This window comes from Parvibaculum indicum (assembly GCF_011762095.1).
In the GTDB taxonomy this organism is placed as follows: Bacteria; Pseudomonadota; Alphaproteobacteria; order Parvibaculales; family Parvibaculaceae; genus Parvibaculum; species Parvibaculum indicum.
On record NZ_JAASQO010000001.1, the window covers coordinates 340531 to 356184 of the forward strand.

Genomic DNA, 15654 nt, shown 5'->3' on the forward strand with positions numbered 1-15654 from the left:
TCCCCCTTATGCCGTCTCGTTGAAGAGTTCGCGCCCGATCAGCATGCGGCGGATTTCGCTCGTGCCCGCGCCGATCTCGTAAAGCTTCGCATCGCGCAGCAGCCGGCCCGTCGGATAGTCGTTGATATAGCCGTTACCGCCCAACGTCTGGATCGCTTCCAGCGCCATCCAGGTCGCCTTCTCCGCGGCATAGAGGATAGCCCCCGCCGCATCCTTGCGCGTGGTCTGCCCGCGGTCGCACGCCTTGGCGACGGCATAGACGTAAGCACGGCAGGCATTCATGGTCGAATACATGTCGGCAAGCTTGCCCTGCATGAGCTGGAACGTGCCGATGGGCTCGCCGAACTGCTTGCGCTCATGCACGTAAGGGATCACCGCATCCATGCAGGCCTGCATGATACCGAGCGGTCCGGCGGAAAGCACGGCGCGCTCATAGTCGAGCCCCGACATCAGGACGCGCACGCCTTCATTGAGCTTGCCGACGATATTCTCCTCCGGCACCTCGCAATCCTCGAAGACGAGTTCGGCTGTGTTGGACCCGCGCATGCCGAGCTTGTCGAGCTTCTGTGCCGGGCTGAACCCCTTCATGCCCTTTTCGACGATGAAGGGCGTGATGCCGCGCGGGCCGCCTTGCGGGTCCGTCTTGGCATAGACGACCAGCACATCGGCGTCCGGACCGTTGGTGATCCACATCTTGTTGCCGTTGAGAACGTAACGGTCGCCCTTCTTCTCCGCCTTCAATTTCATGGAGACGACATCCGACCCCGCCCCCGGCTCCGACATGGCCAGCGCACCGACATGCTCGCCCGTCATCAGCTTGGGAAGATATTTGCGCTTCTGTTCTTCCGAGCCGCAGCGGCGGAGCTGGTTCACACAGAGATTGGAATGCGCGCCATAGGAAAGACCGACGCTCGCCGAACCGCGGCTGATCTCTTCCATAGCCACGACATGCTCCAGATAGCCGAGCCCCGTGCCGCCATACTCCTCTTCGACCGTCATGCCCAAAAGGCCCAGCTCGCCCATCTGTGGCCAGAGATCGCGCGGAAACTCGTTCGTCTTGTCGATCTCATCGGCGCGAGGGGTGATCTTGTCCGCCGTGAAGGACCGCACCGTGTCGCGGATCGCATCGGCCGTCTCGCCAAGGTCGAAATCGAGCGAGGGGTATTCGTTGGGCAGCATGGAAGCCTCTCCTCACAGAATGCCGGGTCGGCGGCGCCGGGCGTCTGGATTGCGCATTTGACCGGCAGCCGTCATTGCTTATTATAAAAACGAACATACGTTCTTTTATTTTTCGCCGCAAGCGGGGAACCCGTCCGATATGTCCAGAACCGCCGGCTCATCTGGCGCCAAGACGCTGGCCGCGATCCGCGAGGCCGGGCTGCAGCTTATCTACGAACATGGCTATGAAGCGATGACGCTGCGGCGCCTCGCCCGGGAGGTCGGGCTGCAGCCGGGCTCGCTCTACAATCACATCGCGACCAAGCAGGAACTGCTCTTCGACCTCATCCACAATCATATGATCACGCTGCTGGAGAGCCTGGACAAAGCGCTGGAGGGCCATACCGCCCCCGTAGAGAGCCTCAAGGCGTTCACGGCCTTCCACCTCACCTATCACATCGAGAGAAAGCGGGAGGTCTTCATCGGCTCGGCGGAGCTGAGAAGCCTCGACCCTGAAAACCGCGACATCATCGTCGACCTGCGCCGAACCTATGAAGATCGCCTCTGCGCGATTTTGGACGCAGGCCGCGCCTCGGGCGATTTCGTTGTGGAGGATGTTCGGGTTGCGACTTATGCCATTCTCGCCATGCTGACGGGCATCTGCACATGGTACGATCCCGGCGGACGCATCGACCGGGAAGCGCTGATCCGCATTCACGAGCGGCTCGTGCTCGACGGCGTCACAAAAAACAGGTGAGGACTCCCATGTCGAAAAGCCCCGCAGCCGAGAAATTTCTTACCCTCTGGTATGCCTATGTCGAAAACCACGATCCCGACCTGCTGGACAGGCTCGTGGCGGAAAAGACCGGCATCTCCTCCCCCGCCTTCTTCACGCCGAAATACGACCGCCCCTATGTGATGGCGATCCTGCGCGCCGTGGCGGAAGGATTGCAGGATTTCGAATATACGAAGGAATGGTTCGACGGGAACGAGATGATCCTCGAATTCGAGGGACGTCTCGGCGACACGAAGCTCAAGGGCATCGACCGCATCACCGTGAATGAAAACGGGCAGATGGAACATATCGAGGTTCTCATCCGCCCGCTGAATGGTTTGATCGCTCTTGCCGAGCACGTAAAGGCCGCGCTGGCGAACGCCGCCTCCTAGAGACGCTCGACCGCCACCGCCGTCGCTTCGCCGCCGCCGATGCAGAGCGAGGCGACGCCCTTTGTCGCATCTTTCTGCTTCATCGCATTCAAGAGTGTCACGATGATGCGTGCGCCCGACGCGCCGATGGGATGGCCCAGCGCGCAGGCACCGCCATAGACGTTCATGTTGTCATGACGGATATCCAACTCGCGCATCGCCGCCATGGCGACCACGGCAAAGGCCTCGTTGATCTCCCACAGATCGACGTCGCCGGTCTTCCATCCCGTCTTTTCCATCAGCGTCTCGATCGCGCCGACCGGCGCGGTGGTGAACCATTCCGGTGCACGCGCATGGGAGGCATGACCGCGAATGACGGCAAGCGGTTTCAGCCCGCGCCGTTCCGCCTCCGACATCTTCATCATGACGAGTGCCGCCGCGCCATCCGAAATGGAAGAGGAATTCGCCGCCGTCACCGAACCGCCTGCCGCGAAGGCTGGCTTCAGCGTCGGGATCTTGGCGGGGTCGGCCTTGTCCGGCTGCTCGTCGCCTGTCACCTCGACCGCGCCCTTTTTCGACTTCACTTCCACCGGCACGATTTCATGAGAAAAGGACCCATCGTGATTGGCCGCCCGCGCGCGCTTCAGCGACTCGATGGAATAGGCATCCTGCATCTCACGGCTGAACTGATAATGCTTCGCCGTCTCCTCGGCGAAATGCCCCATCAGATAGCCGTCATAGGCGTTCTCGAGGCCATCCAGGAACATGTGGTCCTTCACCTCCGCATGGCCGAGCCGCATCCCGCCACGCGCCTTGGGCAGAAGATACGGCGCGTTGGACATGCTCTCCATGCCCCCCGCCACGATGACCGCGCCGTTGCCCAGCGCCAGCGCGTCATGCGCCTGCATCACGGCCTTCATGCCGGAGCCGCATACCTTGCTCACCGTGGTGCAGGGCGTGCTTTCGTCGAGCTTCGCACCCAGCGCCGCCTGTCGCGCCGGGGCCTGGCCGACACCCGCGCTCAGCACACACCCCATCAGCACCTCATCCACCGCCGTATGGCTGAGCCCGGCTTTCTCGCAAGCCGCCTCGATGGCGGTCGCACCGAGTTGCGGCGCCTTGAAACCCGACAGGGCGCCCTGAAAGCCGCCCATGGGCGTGCGCGCAGCGCTGACGATAACGATGGGATCCTTGGTGACGTCTGACATTTCCGCTTCCCATGAGTATTGTTGTCGGCTTGAGCCGCCGACGATGAACGATCGGTGAGCACAATAAGAGAGATGGAGAGGGGGAAAAAGCCTTGTACAGCGTTCTTCACGATATGAACTGGGTCCTTCCGCTGCGGAACGACCTCGCGACGACCGTATTTTACGGCTTTACCTTTCTGGGCTACGCGCCTTTCTTCCTCATCTTCCTGCCCATCGGCTACTGGCTATGGGACCGCGATATGTTCACCCGCCTCGTCGTGCTGATCGGCCTGACCGCCGTCCTGAACGGCTGGTTGAAGGATTTCTGGCAGGACCCGCGCCCGGCAGCCCGGTTTCAGCTCGACGCCGATCGCGTAGCGGATTCCTACGGGCGCCCGTCGGGCCATGCCCAGGTCGCCATCGCCATGTGGTTCTGGCTCGCCTGGGAACTGCGTCGCCCCTGGGCATGGATCGGCGCAGCCATCATCGCCGCCGGTGTCATTTTCAGCCGTCTTTACCTTGGCGTTCACGACATCGACGATGTGCTGGCCGGCACCATCCTCGGCTTCATCACGCTCGGTATCTTCGCCTGGCTGGTCAGCGAACGGATCATCGCTTTCATCCGCAGTCTGCCCGCGGGGTTCGAATTCGCCGTCATTGTCGTTTCGATCCCGGCCCTCTGGCTCATCTGGCCGAACGGCGAGAACCCCGGACCGATTGCCAGCGTTCTTTTCCTGCTGCTGGGCTGGTTCGCCGGCGCGGCGCTCGACAAAAAAGCCGCCCCGCACAAGCCGGTTCTTCCCGCCTGGTGGCTCCGGATCGTCATGGCCATAGGCGGTACGCTCGGTCTCTTCGCGCTGCGGGCCGGCGCCACGAGACTGGTGGAAGCGACAGACCTCGGCCACCCCGTTGCCGGGCTGGCAGTCTCCGCCCTGCTTGGGCTTTATGCTACCGGCATCGCGCCCTGGGTATTTCGCAAGCTCGGCCTGATGAAACCGGGCACGGCTCACGCCACGGCATAGAACGGAGTCCCCTCGTCGGTTTCGGCTTCTGGATTAGTCGGTCGCGGTGAAAATTTCCACGACGTCGCTCTCGGTGAACACCGAATAGAAACCGGCGCCGGGACTGCCGCCCGCGACGACGAGCTTGCTGTCATCCGCCGCCGCGACCGCGCCATGACGCGGGGTCGGCAGCGCGGCGGAACGGCGCCAGCCCGCCTGCCCTTCCAGATCCATCACGAAATGATCGCCATGCGTCTTGGGCGGATCGCGCCGCTCGCCACCCAAGACGTGAATGGCATCGTCCAGAACGACTGCGACATGCCCTGCCCGGGGCGACGGCAGGTCGGGACCGCGCGACCAGCTCCCCTTCGCAACGTCGAAGATGTCGACGCGCGACATGGCAGCGCCCGAGGCGGAAAGACCGCCAATGACATAGATGCGGTTGTCCGCCGCCACATAGGCGGCCTCCACACGCGGCGCGGGCATGGCGGCGCCCGTCTGCGTCCATTTGTTTTCAGCGGGATCATAGGCGGTCACACGGGCCGCATCAGGCCCCTTGCCGCCGACCGCATAAAGCTTGCCGTCGACCGCCACGAGCCCATGCCCCACACGCGGCGCGGGCATGGACGCACCGTCCACCCAGGTGCCGATACGCGGATTGAAAATCCACAAGGAACGGCTCGGACCGCCAGCCTTTTCCGGCCGGGTCTTGTTCGCCTTGTAGCCGCCGGACACATAGACGCGCCCGTCAAGCGCCGCCGCCGCTGCCTGTTGCACACCCGCGGGCAGCGCCGAGGTCGACCGCCAGAAATTGCCTTTGAGGTCGAAGATTTCCGTATCCGAACGCGGGCCCGCAATCGCGTCGCCGCCCAGCACATAAAGCTCGTCGCCCAGCAATGCACCGGCGGCCATGACGCGGCCATTGAGCATGGGAGCGCCCTCCGTCCAGCTTTCGGCGCAAGCCTCCATGCCGCTGGCGGCCAAAAGCACGAGGACCGCAATCCCGCTCGACACGAAACGAACGATACGCCGAATCCGGGTCATCTTCTCTCCTTCCCCTGCCTCACAATACCTAGGCTGCCACACCGCACTCTCCCCAACGACCTGCAAGCCTAGTTGAAGAGGAACAGGGCGGCGAGCCCCAGAAAGGCAAAAAACCCGACCACATCCGTCACCGTTGTAAGAAAAACGGCGGAGGACACGGCCGGGTCCACGCCCAGTTTGTCGAGACCGATCGGGATCAGAATACCGGCAAGCCCGGCCGCCACCAGATTGATGATCATCGCCGCCGCGATAATCATCCCCAGCGCCGGGTTCTCGAACCAGAGCCCGCCGATGACGCCCATCAGCAGCGCGAACATGATGCCGTTCAGGAAACCGACCATCACTTCGCGCGTCACGATACGCGAGGCATTGAAGGGCACGAGATCTTTCGTCGCCAATGCGCGCACGGCCACCGTCATCGTCTGCGTCCCCGCATTGCCGCCCATCGAGGCGACGATGGGCATAAGCACGGCCAGCGCCACCATTTGCGAAATCGTCCCGTCGAAAAGCCCGATCACCGCCGAGGCGAGAATGGCCGTCAGCAGATTGAGAAACAGCCATGAGAAACGGCTGCGCGTGGTCTGGATGACCGTATCGGAAATCGCTTCCTCGCCGACACCGCCGAGACGCCGGATATCTTCCGTCGCCTCTTCGGTGATGACTTCGACGATGTCGTCCACCGTGATCACACCGACCAGACGCTCGTCCTCATCCACCACGGCGGCCGAAATAAGGTCGTATTTGCTGAAAAGCAGCGCCACGTCTTCCTGGTCCATGTTCACCGGGATGAGGGTCTGCTCTTCCTCCATGACTTCCGACATCTTGACGGGCCGCTTGGTACGCATGACGCGCGAAAGGGGCACCGTCCCCACCGGCTTGTAGCCCGGATCGACGACGAAGATTTCATAGAACTCGTCTGGAAGCTGGTCGGCTTCGCGCAGATAGTCGATGGTCTGGCCGATGTCCCAGAACGGCGGCACGGCCACCAGCTCGCGCTGCATGAGACGGCCGGCGGAATAGTCGGGATATTCGAGCGACTTTTCCAGGACCGCCCTGTCGGTCGCCGGAAGCTGTTCGAGGATTTCGCGCTGATCCTGCGCGTCCATATCCTCCAGCAGATAGACCGCGTCGTCGGAATCCATCTCGGCGACGGCCGATGCGATCACACTCGGATCGAGCATCTCCATCACGTCGTCGCGGACGGATTCGTCAAGTTCGTGAAGCGTTTCGGGGTTGAGATCGGAGCCGATCATCTCGACAAGCGCATGACGCTCGTCCTGACGCACCAGCTCCAGCAATTCGGCGAGATCGGCCGGTCTGAGGTCGAGAACCAGAGAACGGACCTGCGGCCGGTCGGCCCGGTCGATGGCATCGACCACCGCGCGAACAAAGGCCGGGCTCAAAAGGTCGTCCGGTTCTTCCGTATCAGTCCTGGTCGCCAAATCTGCCAAACGGGCACCTCCGGATCACTCAAACACGGCGCGGATACGGCAAAGCGAATCCGACGCATAAGCGTGCAGAGTGTGCGCTATTTGGCGATTGCCTGCCAGCCGCTAGAACCGGCGAACGAATAGAAGGAGGACCGGAAATCCGACAGGTCCGAAGGACATGGTGCGGTCGAGAAGACTCGAACTTCCACGGGTTTTACCCCACAGCGACCTCAACGCTGCGCGTCTACCAATTCCGCCACGACCGCGCACGCATGTCCCAGACCAGATTCCGTTCTGGAGAGCCGCCCATGTAACAAATCCCTGACGGCTACTCAAGCGGCAAAATGCATCCGAACGCACAAGTTGAGATTAAATGCCGTCGCCGTCGGTATTGGTCACCGGAAGGTGGATACCGCATTCGTCCTTGTCCTGCCCGGCCCAGCGCCCGTCGCGATAGGACCCGCCTTCGGGCACGCGTTCCGTGCAGGGCATGCAGCCGATGGACAGATAGCCGTCTTTCACCAGGGGATGACGCGGCAGCCTGTATTCGTCCAGATAGGCCTCCAGCGCCTCCTGATCCCAGTCCGCCAGCGGATTGAGCTTGAAGCGGGTCCCCAGGGACCCCGATTTAGCCGCTCCCGCTTCTCCGGTGCCCCGGATCGCCTCTTCCTCGATCTTGTGCATGGCAGAGCGGGCGCTCGTCTGGAAACGCTTCCGGCCCGTAATCGACATCTCCACGCCCTTGAGCGCGCGCTCCAGCGGCAGCACCTTGCGGATATGGCAGCACTGGTCCGGATTGGCGTTCCACAGGCCCCCGTTTGGGTCCTGGGCCGCCAGATCGTCCGGATGCGGGCCGATGGCACGCAGATCCGCAAGTCCGAGCTTTTCCTGCAACCGGTCTCGATAGCGTAGCGTCTCGCCGAAAAGCTTTCCCGTATTGAGAAAGATGACCGGGGTCGTCGGATCGATCTGCGAAATCATGTGAAGCAGCACGGCCGATTCCGCCCCGAAAGAGGAAACCGCCGCGATCCGGCCCTGAAACTCCGACTTGATCATGACCTCGAGAAGGTCCTGCGGCGCAAGGCTTTCATAGGCGTCGCGCAATTCGCGCAGACGCGCGGACGTGACGGGCTCGGCATCCATCACCGCCGCCTGCCGGTCTGTCAGCCCCGTGCTTTTTCTTGTGAGATCGAGTGCGGTCATGACAACCAGCCTTTCTCGTCGATAAGGGCATCGGTCCGGCGTCCGAGTTCGGCAATGCCTGTTCCTTCGTCCCGCCACATCTCGCGCTGGCGAGCCAGTTCGTCCAGCCGCCCGCCCCATTCCGGGCCAAATTTCTCGGCCAGATAGCGCTTCAGGCGGCGTGCCAGGCCCGGCGATTTGCCGCCCGTCGAAACGGTGAGCGTCAGCTCGCCCCGCCTCAGCATGGCGGGCACATGGAAATCGCAGAGCGCCCGGCGGTCTTCCGTGTTCACAAGTGCGCCTGCCGCCCGTGCCGCCTCGGCAAGCCTCTCGGCCTCGGCTTCCTCGAGCCCGGCGATGAAAACCACCCGCGCGGCCTCCAGCGCCCCGGCCTCCGGCCGCGCGCCGCGCAACCTGTCGCCGATCGCCGAGGCATAGTCCGGCGCCGGATCGCGCGCATAGACATCCAGCCGCGACGCACCGGCCTCATCCAGCAAGCGCAGCCGACGCAGGGCATCGTCGCCCTCCCCGATCAGTACGATATTCACGCTGTCGGTATCGATCAGGATCGGAAACATCGACGCCCGGCCTCCTGCTACACTCCAATTCCCCAAAGAGATATGGAACCGGAGAAAATAATTCAAGAAGATAACGTATTATACCAATAATAACACTATTTTCACGTTGTTTATAGGCGAAGAAAAGGGCCGTTCCCGGCCCTTCCTGCGAATTTACCCTGTTTCAGCCGTCTAATCGGCTTTCTGGCTGATCAGTTCCGTCACCGAAACGGCGATCCTTTCGCCTTCCACAACGATCTGGCCGCGTGCGATCGGAACATTGTTGGCCAGCAGGAGCACATCGTCTTCATGGCGCGCATTGAGCTCGATCACGGCGCCGCGCCCCATCTTCAGCAATTGCTGAATCGGCAAGGTGGTCTTGCCAAGCACCACCGATAGTTCGACAAAGACCTTGTTGACGGTATTCATTTTCGCGCCCATTAGCTTATCTGCCCCTTTGAGGAGCACCACCCGAAGCCCAAATTCGCATGGCGGAGTTACCCCGTGGTTAACCAGTCGAGCAGGCCTGCCCCCTCATCCGATGCGTCGCATCGGGTGGAATGGCGCGTGTCGGACGCGCCCGTCCCCTATGAAGAGGCCGTCGCCGTCATGGAAGAACGCGCGGCCGCCATCGCCGCCGGCGAGGCGCCTGAGATGGTCTGGCTGCTGGAGCACCCGCCGCTTTACACGGCAGGCACAAGCGCGGACGCCAGGGACCTGCTGACGCCGGATCGCTTCCCCGTCTTCAAGACGGGCCGCGGCGGGCAGTACACCTATCACGGTCCCGGACAGCGCGTAGCCTATGTCATGCTCGACCTGAAGCGCCGCAAGCCGGATGTCCGCGCCTATGTGCAGGACCTGGAGCGATGGCTCATCGCCGCGCTGCAACGGTTCAACGTGAAAGGCGAGGTCCGCGACGACCGCGTCGGCGTCTGGGTTCGCCGCCCCGAAAAAGGCCCGGGCCGAGAAGACAAGATCGCCGCCATCGGCGTCCGCCTGCGCCGCTGGGTGACGTTTCACGGCATCAGCCTGAACGTCGATCCCGACCTCGATCATTTCACCGGCATCGTGCCCTGTGGCATCAGCCAGCACGGCGTGACGAGCCTTGCCGATCTCGGACATCTCGTCTCGATTCCGGAAGTCGACATGGTGCTGCGCGAAACCTTTGAAGAGGTTTTCGGCGAAAGCGAAACCGCCTAGGGCAAATCCGCCTGCCTCATCCCCAGCACGATAGAGCCGATCCCCGCCGTTACGATGGCAAGCCAGAACAGGCCGCCCGCTATCGGCATGGAAAGCGCGATCCAGAACACGAATGTCGCAATCGCGACGCCGATGACGCGCCCCAGTGCCCCCTCGCCCACCGCGCCGAGCTTCGTCCAGATAAAGGCGCCTGCCGCGACGATGGAGGTAAGGAACCCCGCGATCACGCCCAGCGGCCAGAGCAGGATCAGGATGAACGCCGCCGGAATGCCGATAATCGTCAACGCAACGGCAACCGCTAGAACGGGCACGCCGACGATCCAGGCCAGACCGAGAAGGAAGGCAAGCAACGGGTTTTCGGTAAACCCGTCACGCAAGCGAGCGCTCCCTTCGGGCGCCAGCAGAGCGAACAGCGCTGCGAGAATGCCGAACACGACCGCGCCGCCGGCCGACACGCGATAGCCCGGCGCCGACCAGCCCGACCGGCTTCGCTCTTCCCATTCGCGCGGCAGGCGCCGGTCTTGCGGCATCGCCCGTGGCTCGGCCTTGCGGGACGACCAGGCGTTTTCGCTTACCTTGCCGGAAATCTCCGCCCCCGGATCGATGTCGGCCCGCGAGGCGGCGTAGTAATTCACATCCCCGTCGATCCTCGCATCCGGCCCGAGCGTCAGCCGGCTGCCATAGAAGGTGACGGTCCCGTCGATCTCGCCATTGATGAGCGCGTCCTGCGAGCGGATGGAAACATCGCCATCGACCTTGCCGCTCATCGCGACGCGCCGCGCCGCGATCCAGACACCCCCGTCGACATCGGCATCCGGCGTCAGGATCACTGTCTCGGCAAGGATATTGAGGCCCCGGTCCGTCTTGCGCGAGAAGGTCACTTCCTGCCCGGTCAGGAACAGAGCGTCGTCCGTTCCCCATTCATAGCCTTTCTGGGCCGCATGGGCGGCACCGCCCGGCAAGGCGGACAGAACCGGGAGGGTCAGCAGCACCAGGGCCAGCAGAAACGCGCGCATCGTCGGTCCTTTCAGCTTGTAACGCTCGACCCGCACTATAGGCACAAGCGCCGCATATGAAAAAGGGCGCCCGAAAGCGCCCTTTTCGCGTAATCCCCGAAAGGAACGCCTATTCGAATTCCATAATGACGGCATCGACCGCCAGACTGTCGCCTTCTTCACACTCGATGCTTTTCACCACCGCGTCCACTTCGGCGCGGAGAATATTTTCCATCTTCATGGCTTCGACGACGGCAAGCGCTTCGCCCGCCTTCACTTCCTGGCCGACCTCCGCGTGCAGCTTCTTTACAAGGCCCGGCATGGGGCAGAGAAGCATCTTGGATGTATCGGCAACCTTGAGTTCGGGCATCAGCGCTGCAAGCGCATAGCCGCGCACCGTATGGACGACGGCATTGGCCGTCGCACCGCGATAACGCAGCAGATACCCCTGCTTGGCGCGGTCCGTCTCGACGACATATTCCTTGCCGTCGATCATGCCCTGCCAGACGGCCTGCCCTGGCGTCCAGTCCGACCGCACCAGATGCTCGGAGAGCCGCTTGCCGTTTTCATCGAGGAAGAAGACTTCCAGCCCCGCCGCCACATCCGTGGCGGAAACACGCTGGTTCCACTCGTCCAGCGACACGATCCACTCCGTCGGCAGCACACGCGGCCTGTTGGGCAACTGACCGGAAATCTGAACCGCGCGGTCCGCATGCAGCTTGTTCATATGCACGGCGATAACGGCGAGCATGACGGCGCGCTCATCGGCCAGGTCCACGCCCTTGAAGCCGTCGGGATACTCCTCGGGAATGAAATTCGTCGTCAGACGGCCTTCGCGAAAACGCGGATGCTCCATGATCGCCGCGAGGAACGGGATATTGTGACCGATCCCCTTGATATGGAAGCTGTCCAGCGCCTTCGACATATGGTCGATGGCGGAGAGCCGGTCCGGCCCATGCGTACAGAGCTTGGCGATCATCGGGTCGTAGAACAGCGAAATCTCGCCGCCCTCGAAGACGCCGGTATCGTTGCGGATGGTAAGGCCCTTTTCCGTCCCCTCCTGCGGTGGCTGGTAACGCACCAGACGCCCCGTGGACGGCAGGAAGTTCCTGTACGGATCTTCCGCATAGATGCGGCTTTCCATCGCCCAGCCGTTGATCTCCACATCCGACTGCTTGATCTTCAGTTCCTCGCCATTGGCGACGCGGATCATCTGTTCCACAAGGTCGATGCCGGTGATGAGTTCCGTCACCGGATGCTCCACCTGCAGGCGCGTGTTCATTTCGAGGAAATAGAAGTTCTTGTCCTTGTCGACGATGAACTCCACCGTGCCCGCGCTCTCATAGTTCACGGCCTTTGCGAGCGCCACGGCCTGTTCGCCCATGGCCTTGCGGGTTTCCTCGTCGAGGAAGGGCGACGGCGCCTCCTCGATCACCTTCTGGTTGCGGCGCTGGATCGAGCATTCGCGCTCCACCACATAGATCGCATTGCCCTTCTTGTCGGCCAGCACCTGAATTTCGATATGGCGCGGCTGCGTCACGAATTTCTCGATGAAGACGCGGTCGTCGCCGAAGCTCGACTTGGCCTCGGACATGGAGGAGGCAAACCCGTCCGCCACTTCCGATTCAGACCATGCGATACGCATGCCCTTGCCGCCGCCGCCGGCCGACGCCTTGATCATCACCGGATAACCGATGTCGTTGGCGATCTTCACCGCCTCTTCCGCCGTCTCGATCACACCGAGATAGCCCGGCACCGTGTTGACCTTGGCCTCGTTGGCGAACTTCTTGGACTCGATCTTGTCGCCCATCACCTCGATGGCCTTGATGTTCGGCCCGATGAAGGCAATGCCGTTATCGGCCAGCGCCTGCGCGAATTTCGCGTTTTCCGACAGGAAGCCGTAGCCGGGATGAACCGCCTCGGCACCCGTCTGTTTGCAGGCTTCGATGATCTTGTCCGCGATCAGATAGGATTCCGACGCCGGCGGCGGGCCGAGGAACACATGCTCGTCCGCCATCTCGACATGAAGTGCATCGGCATCCGCCTCGGAATAGACGGCCACCGTCTTGATGCCCATGGCACGCGCCGTCTTGATGACGCGGCAGGCAATTTCGCCTCGGTTGGCGATCAGGATTTTCTTGAACATGGAGATCGCCCTCAGAGCGGAATGTTGTCGTGCTTCTTCCAGGGATTCTCGAGCTCCTTGTCGCGAAGGAGCGCGAGCGCGCGGGCAAGCCGCGGCCGCGTGGAATGCGGCATGATCACTTCGTCGATATAGCCCCGCTCCGCCGCGACGAAGGGGTTGAGGAAGCGATCTTCATAGGCCTTGGTGTGGGATGCGATCTTTTCATCGTCGCCAAGGTCCTGACGGTGGATGATTTCCACCGCGCCCTTGGCACCCATCACCGCGATCTCGGCGGTCGGCCAGGCATAGTTGATGTCGCCGCGCAGATGCTTGGACGACATCACGTCATAAGCACCGCCATAGGCCTTGCGGGTGATGACGGTCACTTTCGGCACCGTCGCTTCCGTATAGGCAAAGAGCAGCTTCGCGCCATGCTTGATGAGGCCGCCATATTCCTGCGCCGTCCCCGGCAGGAAGCCCGGCACGTCGACGAAGGTAACGATCGGAATATCGAAGCAGTCGCAGAAGCGTACGAAGCGCGCGGCCTTGCGGCTCGCATCGCTGTCCAGCACGCCCGCCAGTACCATGGGCTGGTTCGCGACGATGCCCACCGTGCGGCCCTCGATGCGGCCGAAACCGGTGACGATGTTCTTGGCGAAGTTTTCCTGCAGTTCGAAGAAATCGCCCTCGTCCACCGTCTTCAGGATCAACTCCTTCATGTCATAGGGCATGTTGGGGTTGCGGGGGATGAGCGTATCGAGCGAGCGCTCGCTGCGGTTCGCGTCGTCGAAGAACGGACGCTCCGGCACTTCATCGCGGTTCGACGACGGCAGGAAGTCGATCAGGCGGCGAATTTGCCCCAGCGTGATGACGTCATTGTCCCAGGCACCGTCCGCGACGGAAGACTTCACCGTGTGGATGGACGCGCCGCCCAGCTCTTCCGACGTCACGGTCTCGTTCGTCACCGTCTTCACCACATCGGGGCCGGTCACGAACATGTAGGAGGTATCGCGCACCATGAAGATGAAGTCGGTCATGGCCGGCGAATAAACGTCGCCGCCCGCGCAGGGGCCCATGATGACGGAAATCTGCGGGATCACGCCCGAGGCCAGCACGTTGCGCGTGAACACTTCGCCATAGCCGCCCAGCGCATCCACGCCTTCCTGAATGCGCGCGCCGCCCGCGTCGAACAGACCGATGATCGGCGCACCGGTCTTCAGCGCCATGTCCTGCACCTTGGTCATCTTGCGGGCATGGGATTTCGACAGCGAACCGCCGAAGACGGTGAAATCCTTCACGAAAAGATAGACAGGGCGGCCATTGACGGTGCCCCAGCCGGTGACCACACCGTCACCGGGGATCTTCTGCCCGTCCATCCCGAAATCGTGGCAGTCATGTTCCACGAACATGTCGAACTCCTCGAAGGAGCCCTCGTCGAGCAGAAGCTCGATGCGTTCGCGGGCCGTCAGCTTGCCCTTGGAATGCTGCGAGTCGATGCGCTTCTGACCGCCGCCGAGCCGCGCCGTGGCACGCCTCTCCTCAAGCTGGCGAAGAATTTCCTTCATGCCGCCCCCTTATTTGCTGGCTGGCTTCCCGCCGCTGGAAATCAGGCGGGCTGTGGCCGGGCGTGATGACATTATCCGGCGCCGGAAACGGCCTGCCCCTCCCCCCCGATCTGAGGCGCAGGGCGGCTGCGGACGCCATCCTTGTGCGAGGCGCTTTCAATAGCACCCTGTACGAGAAATTGCCAATGGTACGGGCAGTTTACGGCGGTTTTCCGAGGCTATTCCGGTTCCCCGGCGCGCCGACGCTGCGTCAGACCGCTCCCTCGTCCAGCAAGGCCAGAAACCGTGCCGTATCGGCGATCTCCGAGCGGCGGGTTTCAAGGCGGATTCGCTCCTCCTCATCCTCGCCGCAAAGCTGCACGGCCCAGGCTTCCTCGACATGGGCTGCCTGATGGACCGCCTCCGCGTCCATCCTGCCCCGCACCATGGCCAGCGCGATCAGGGCCGAGCCCGTCAGCGTGGTCATATTGTGGAGCGCCGCCACCCGGAAGGCGTCGAGGCCGGCCACGGCGCGACGCAGCCGGTCGAGCGCATCGGCGTCCTGCGGTACCTGAATGATGCTGCTGGTCGTGACAAAGGAGGCCCCGAGCTCGTCCCGCGCCCAGGTCAGCACCGGGTCCCAATGCGCCGCCTGCAGGGCCACGAGCCCTTCGGGGTATTCCGCCCGGTAACAGGTAAGATCCGAACCGCCATATTTGACGATTTCCTCCGTCACGACGTCATGTCGCGGCTCCACGAGATCGAGCGCGGTGTTGGCAAGCCGTGTGAACCACATGACGCGGGGGTCGATTTCCTCGGTCTGCGCGTTCCACTCCTCTGCCATGGCACGGGCCAGCGCCTCGCTCGGCACGACAAGCGACCGGCGTGAAGGAGTTTTCACACCCTTGCCGTCCAGCAGCACCGTGTGCCCGCCTTCCCCGGGCGCGGCCTCCGCCTTCTCGTAAAAGCGTTTGGGCAGCTTTCTGAGCTTCTGTCCGCCGGGATGGGCGGCCTGTTCGTCGCCCTCTTTCCGCCCGGCGAGATCGAAAATGCCGCCGCTCTTGTCGTTGTCGTCCTGCATGAAA

15 protein-coding genes and 1 tRNA gene are annotated in these 15654 nt (G+C 62.7%); 4 read left to right on the forward strand and 12 right to left on the reverse strand.

Annotated features, from left to right (window positions below):
- Positions 1-6 precede the first annotated feature (6 nt).
- The gene (locus tag FHS78_RS01685; RefSeq protein WP_167089628.1) at positions 7-1179 is read right to left on the reverse strand and encodes an isovaleryl-CoA dehydrogenase; all 1173 of its coding nucleotides are present in this window, start codon (positions 1177-1179) and stop codon (positions 7-9) included.
- Between the two features lie 139 nt (positions 1180-1318).
- Here FHS78_RS01685 and FHS78_RS01690 point away from each other — a divergent pair, with 139 nt between their 5' ends.
- Positions 1319-1915, forward strand: a complete 597-nt coding sequence (locus FHS78_RS01690; RefSeq protein WP_167089630.1) for a TetR/AcrR family transcriptional regulator — start codon at positions 1319-1321, stop codon at positions 1913-1915.
- Between the two features lie 8 nt (positions 1916-1923).
- Positions 1924-2325 (forward strand): nuclear transport factor 2 family protein, encoded by a 402-nt coding sequence (locus tag FHS78_RS01695; RefSeq protein ID WP_167089632.1) that lies wholly within the window; start codon positions 1924-1926, stop codon positions 2323-2325.
- On the opposite strand, the gene FHS78_RS01700 is transcribed toward FHS78_RS01695, so the two are convergent.
- Positions 2322-3512: an acetyl-CoA C-acyltransferase gene (locus FHS78_RS01700; protein WP_167089634.1), complete on the reverse strand. Its 1191-nt coding sequence runs from the start codon at positions 3510-3512 to the stop codon at positions 2322-2324. The two genes, FHS78_RS01695 and FHS78_RS01700, sit on opposite strands and share 4 nt — an antisense overlap.
- A gap of 92 nt (positions 3513-3604) precedes the next feature.
- Between FHS78_RS01700 and FHS78_RS01705 the strand changes: the two genes are divergently transcribed.
- Positions 3605-4513 (forward strand): phosphatase PAP2 family protein, encoded by a 909-nt coding sequence (locus FHS78_RS01705; RefSeq protein ID WP_167089636.1) that lies wholly within the window; start codon positions 3605-3607, stop codon positions 4511-4513.
- A 33-nt stretch (positions 4514-4546) separates the two neighbouring features.
- Here FHS78_RS01705 and FHS78_RS01710 read toward each other — a convergent pair whose 3' ends face one another.
- The 6 genes from FHS78_RS01710 to FHS78_RS01735 all read right to left on the reverse strand — a co-directional run bounded on the left by FHS78_RS01710 (position 4547) and on the right by FHS78_RS01735 (position 9146).
- Entirely contained in the window at positions 4547-5536 is a 990-nt protein-coding gene (locus FHS78_RS01710) for a Kelch repeat-containing protein (protein WP_167089638.1), read from the reverse strand.
- Between the two features lie 68 nt (positions 5537-5604).
- The gene (gene mgtE / locus FHS78_RS01715; protein ID WP_167089640.1) at positions 5605-6987 is read right to left on the reverse strand and encodes a magnesium transporter; all 1383 of its coding nucleotides are present in this window, start codon (positions 6985-6987) and stop codon (positions 5605-5607) included.
- A 158-nt stretch (positions 6988-7145) separates the two neighbouring features.
- A tRNA-Leu gene (locus FHS78_RS01720) sits at positions 7146-7232 on the reverse strand.
- Between the two features lie 103 nt (positions 7233-7335).
- On the reverse strand, positions 7336-8169 hold the full coding sequence (locus FHS78_RS01725; protein WP_246220296.1) for a phosphoadenylyl-sulfate reductase: 834 nt from the start codon (positions 8167-8169) through the stop codon (positions 7336-7338).
- On the reverse strand, positions 8166-8726 hold the full coding sequence (locus FHS78_RS01730) for a precorrin-2 dehydrogenase/sirohydrochlorin ferrochelatase family protein (RefSeq protein WP_167089642.1): 561 nt from the start codon (positions 8724-8726) through the stop codon (positions 8166-8168). The genes FHS78_RS01725 and FHS78_RS01730 overlap by 4 nt, the downstream gene beginning before the upstream one ends.
- Before the next feature lie 171 nt (positions 8727-8897).
- Positions 8898-9146: a FliM/FliN family flagellar motor switch protein gene (locus FHS78_RS01735; protein WP_343041914.1), complete on the reverse strand. Its 249-nt coding sequence runs from the start codon at positions 9144-9146 to the stop codon at positions 8898-8900.
- A gap of 63 nt (positions 9147-9209) precedes the next feature.
- Here FHS78_RS01735 and lipB point away from each other — a divergent pair, with 63 nt between their 5' ends.
- The gene (gene lipB, locus FHS78_RS01740) at positions 9210-9905 is read left to right on the forward strand and encodes a lipoyl(octanoyl) transferase LipB (RefSeq protein WP_343041915.1); all 696 of its coding nucleotides are present in this window, start codon (positions 9210-9212) and stop codon (positions 9903-9905) included.
- Here the strand turns inward: lipB and FHS78_RS01745 are convergent.
- The 4 genes from FHS78_RS01745 to FHS78_RS01760 form a co-directional block, all read right to left on the reverse strand.
- Positions 9902-10921 (reverse strand): DUF8173 domain-containing protein, encoded by a 1020-nt coding sequence (locus FHS78_RS01745; protein ID WP_167089644.1) that lies wholly within the window; start codon positions 10919-10921, stop codon positions 9902-9904. The two genes, lipB and FHS78_RS01745, sit on opposite strands and share 4 nt — an antisense overlap.
- Positions 10922-11030: 109 nt before the next feature.
- Positions 11031-13046: an acetyl-CoA carboxylase biotin carboxylase subunit gene (locus FHS78_RS01750; RefSeq protein WP_167089646.1), complete on the reverse strand. Its 2016-nt coding sequence runs from the start codon at positions 13044-13046 to the stop codon at positions 11031-11033.
- Between the two features lie 11 nt (positions 13047-13057).
- Positions 13058-14590 (reverse strand): acyl-CoA carboxylase subunit beta, encoded by a 1533-nt coding sequence (locus FHS78_RS01755; RefSeq protein WP_167089648.1) that lies wholly within the window; start codon positions 14588-14590, stop codon positions 13058-13060.
- 250 nt (positions 14591-14840) lie between these two features.
- Entirely contained in the window at positions 14841-15650 is an 810-nt protein-coding gene (locus tag FHS78_RS01760) for an ATP12 family chaperone protein (RefSeq protein WP_167089650.1), read from the reverse strand.
- Between the last annotated feature and the right edge of the window lie 4 nt (positions 15651-15654).

Coding starts and splice junctions, on each gene's coding strand:
- FHS78_RS01685 (WP_167089628.1), bottom strand. CDS start 1,179: ATGCTGCCCAACGAATACCCCTCGCTCGATTTCGACCTTGGCGAGACG.
- FHS78_RS01690 (WP_167089630.1), top strand. CDS start 1,319: ATGTCCAGAACCGCCGGCTCATCTGGCGCCAAGACGCTGGCCGCGATC.
- FHS78_RS01695 (WP_167089632.1), top strand. CDS start 1,924: ATGTCGAAAAGCCCCGCAGCCGAGAAATTTCTTACCCTCTGGTATGCC.
- FHS78_RS01700 (WP_167089634.1), bottom strand. CDS start 3,512: ATGTCAGACGTCACCAAGGATCCCATCGTTATCGTCAGCGCTGCGCGC.
- FHS78_RS01710 (WP_167089638.1), bottom strand. CDS start 5,536: ATGACCCGGATTCGGCGTATCGTTCGTTTCGTGTCGAGCGGGATTGCG.
- FHS78_RS01725 (WP_246220296.1), bottom strand. CDS start 8,169: ATGACCGCACTCGATCTCACAAGAAAAAGCACGGGGCTGACAGACCGG.
- FHS78_RS01730 (WP_167089642.1), bottom strand. CDS start 8,726: ATGTTTCCGATCCTGATCGATACCGACAGCGTGAATATCGTACTGATC.
- FHS78_RS01735 (WP_343041914.1), bottom strand. CDS start 9,146: ATGGGCGCGAAAATGAATACCGTCAACAAGGTCTTTGTCGAACTATCG.
- FHS78_RS01745 (WP_167089644.1), bottom strand. CDS start 10,921: ATGCGCGCGTTTCTGCTGGCCCTGGTGCTGCTGACCCTCCCGGTTCTG.
- FHS78_RS01750 (WP_167089646.1), bottom strand. CDS start 13,046: ATGTTCAAGAAAATCCTGATCGCCAACCGAGGCGAAATTGCCTGCCGC.
- FHS78_RS01755 (WP_167089648.1), bottom strand. CDS start 14,590: ATGAAGGAAATTCTTCGCCAGCTTGAGGAGAGGCGTGCCACGGCGCGG.
- FHS78_RS01760 (WP_167089650.1), bottom strand. CDS start 15,650: ATGCAGGACGACAACGACAAGAGCGGCGGCATTTTCGATCTCGCCGGG.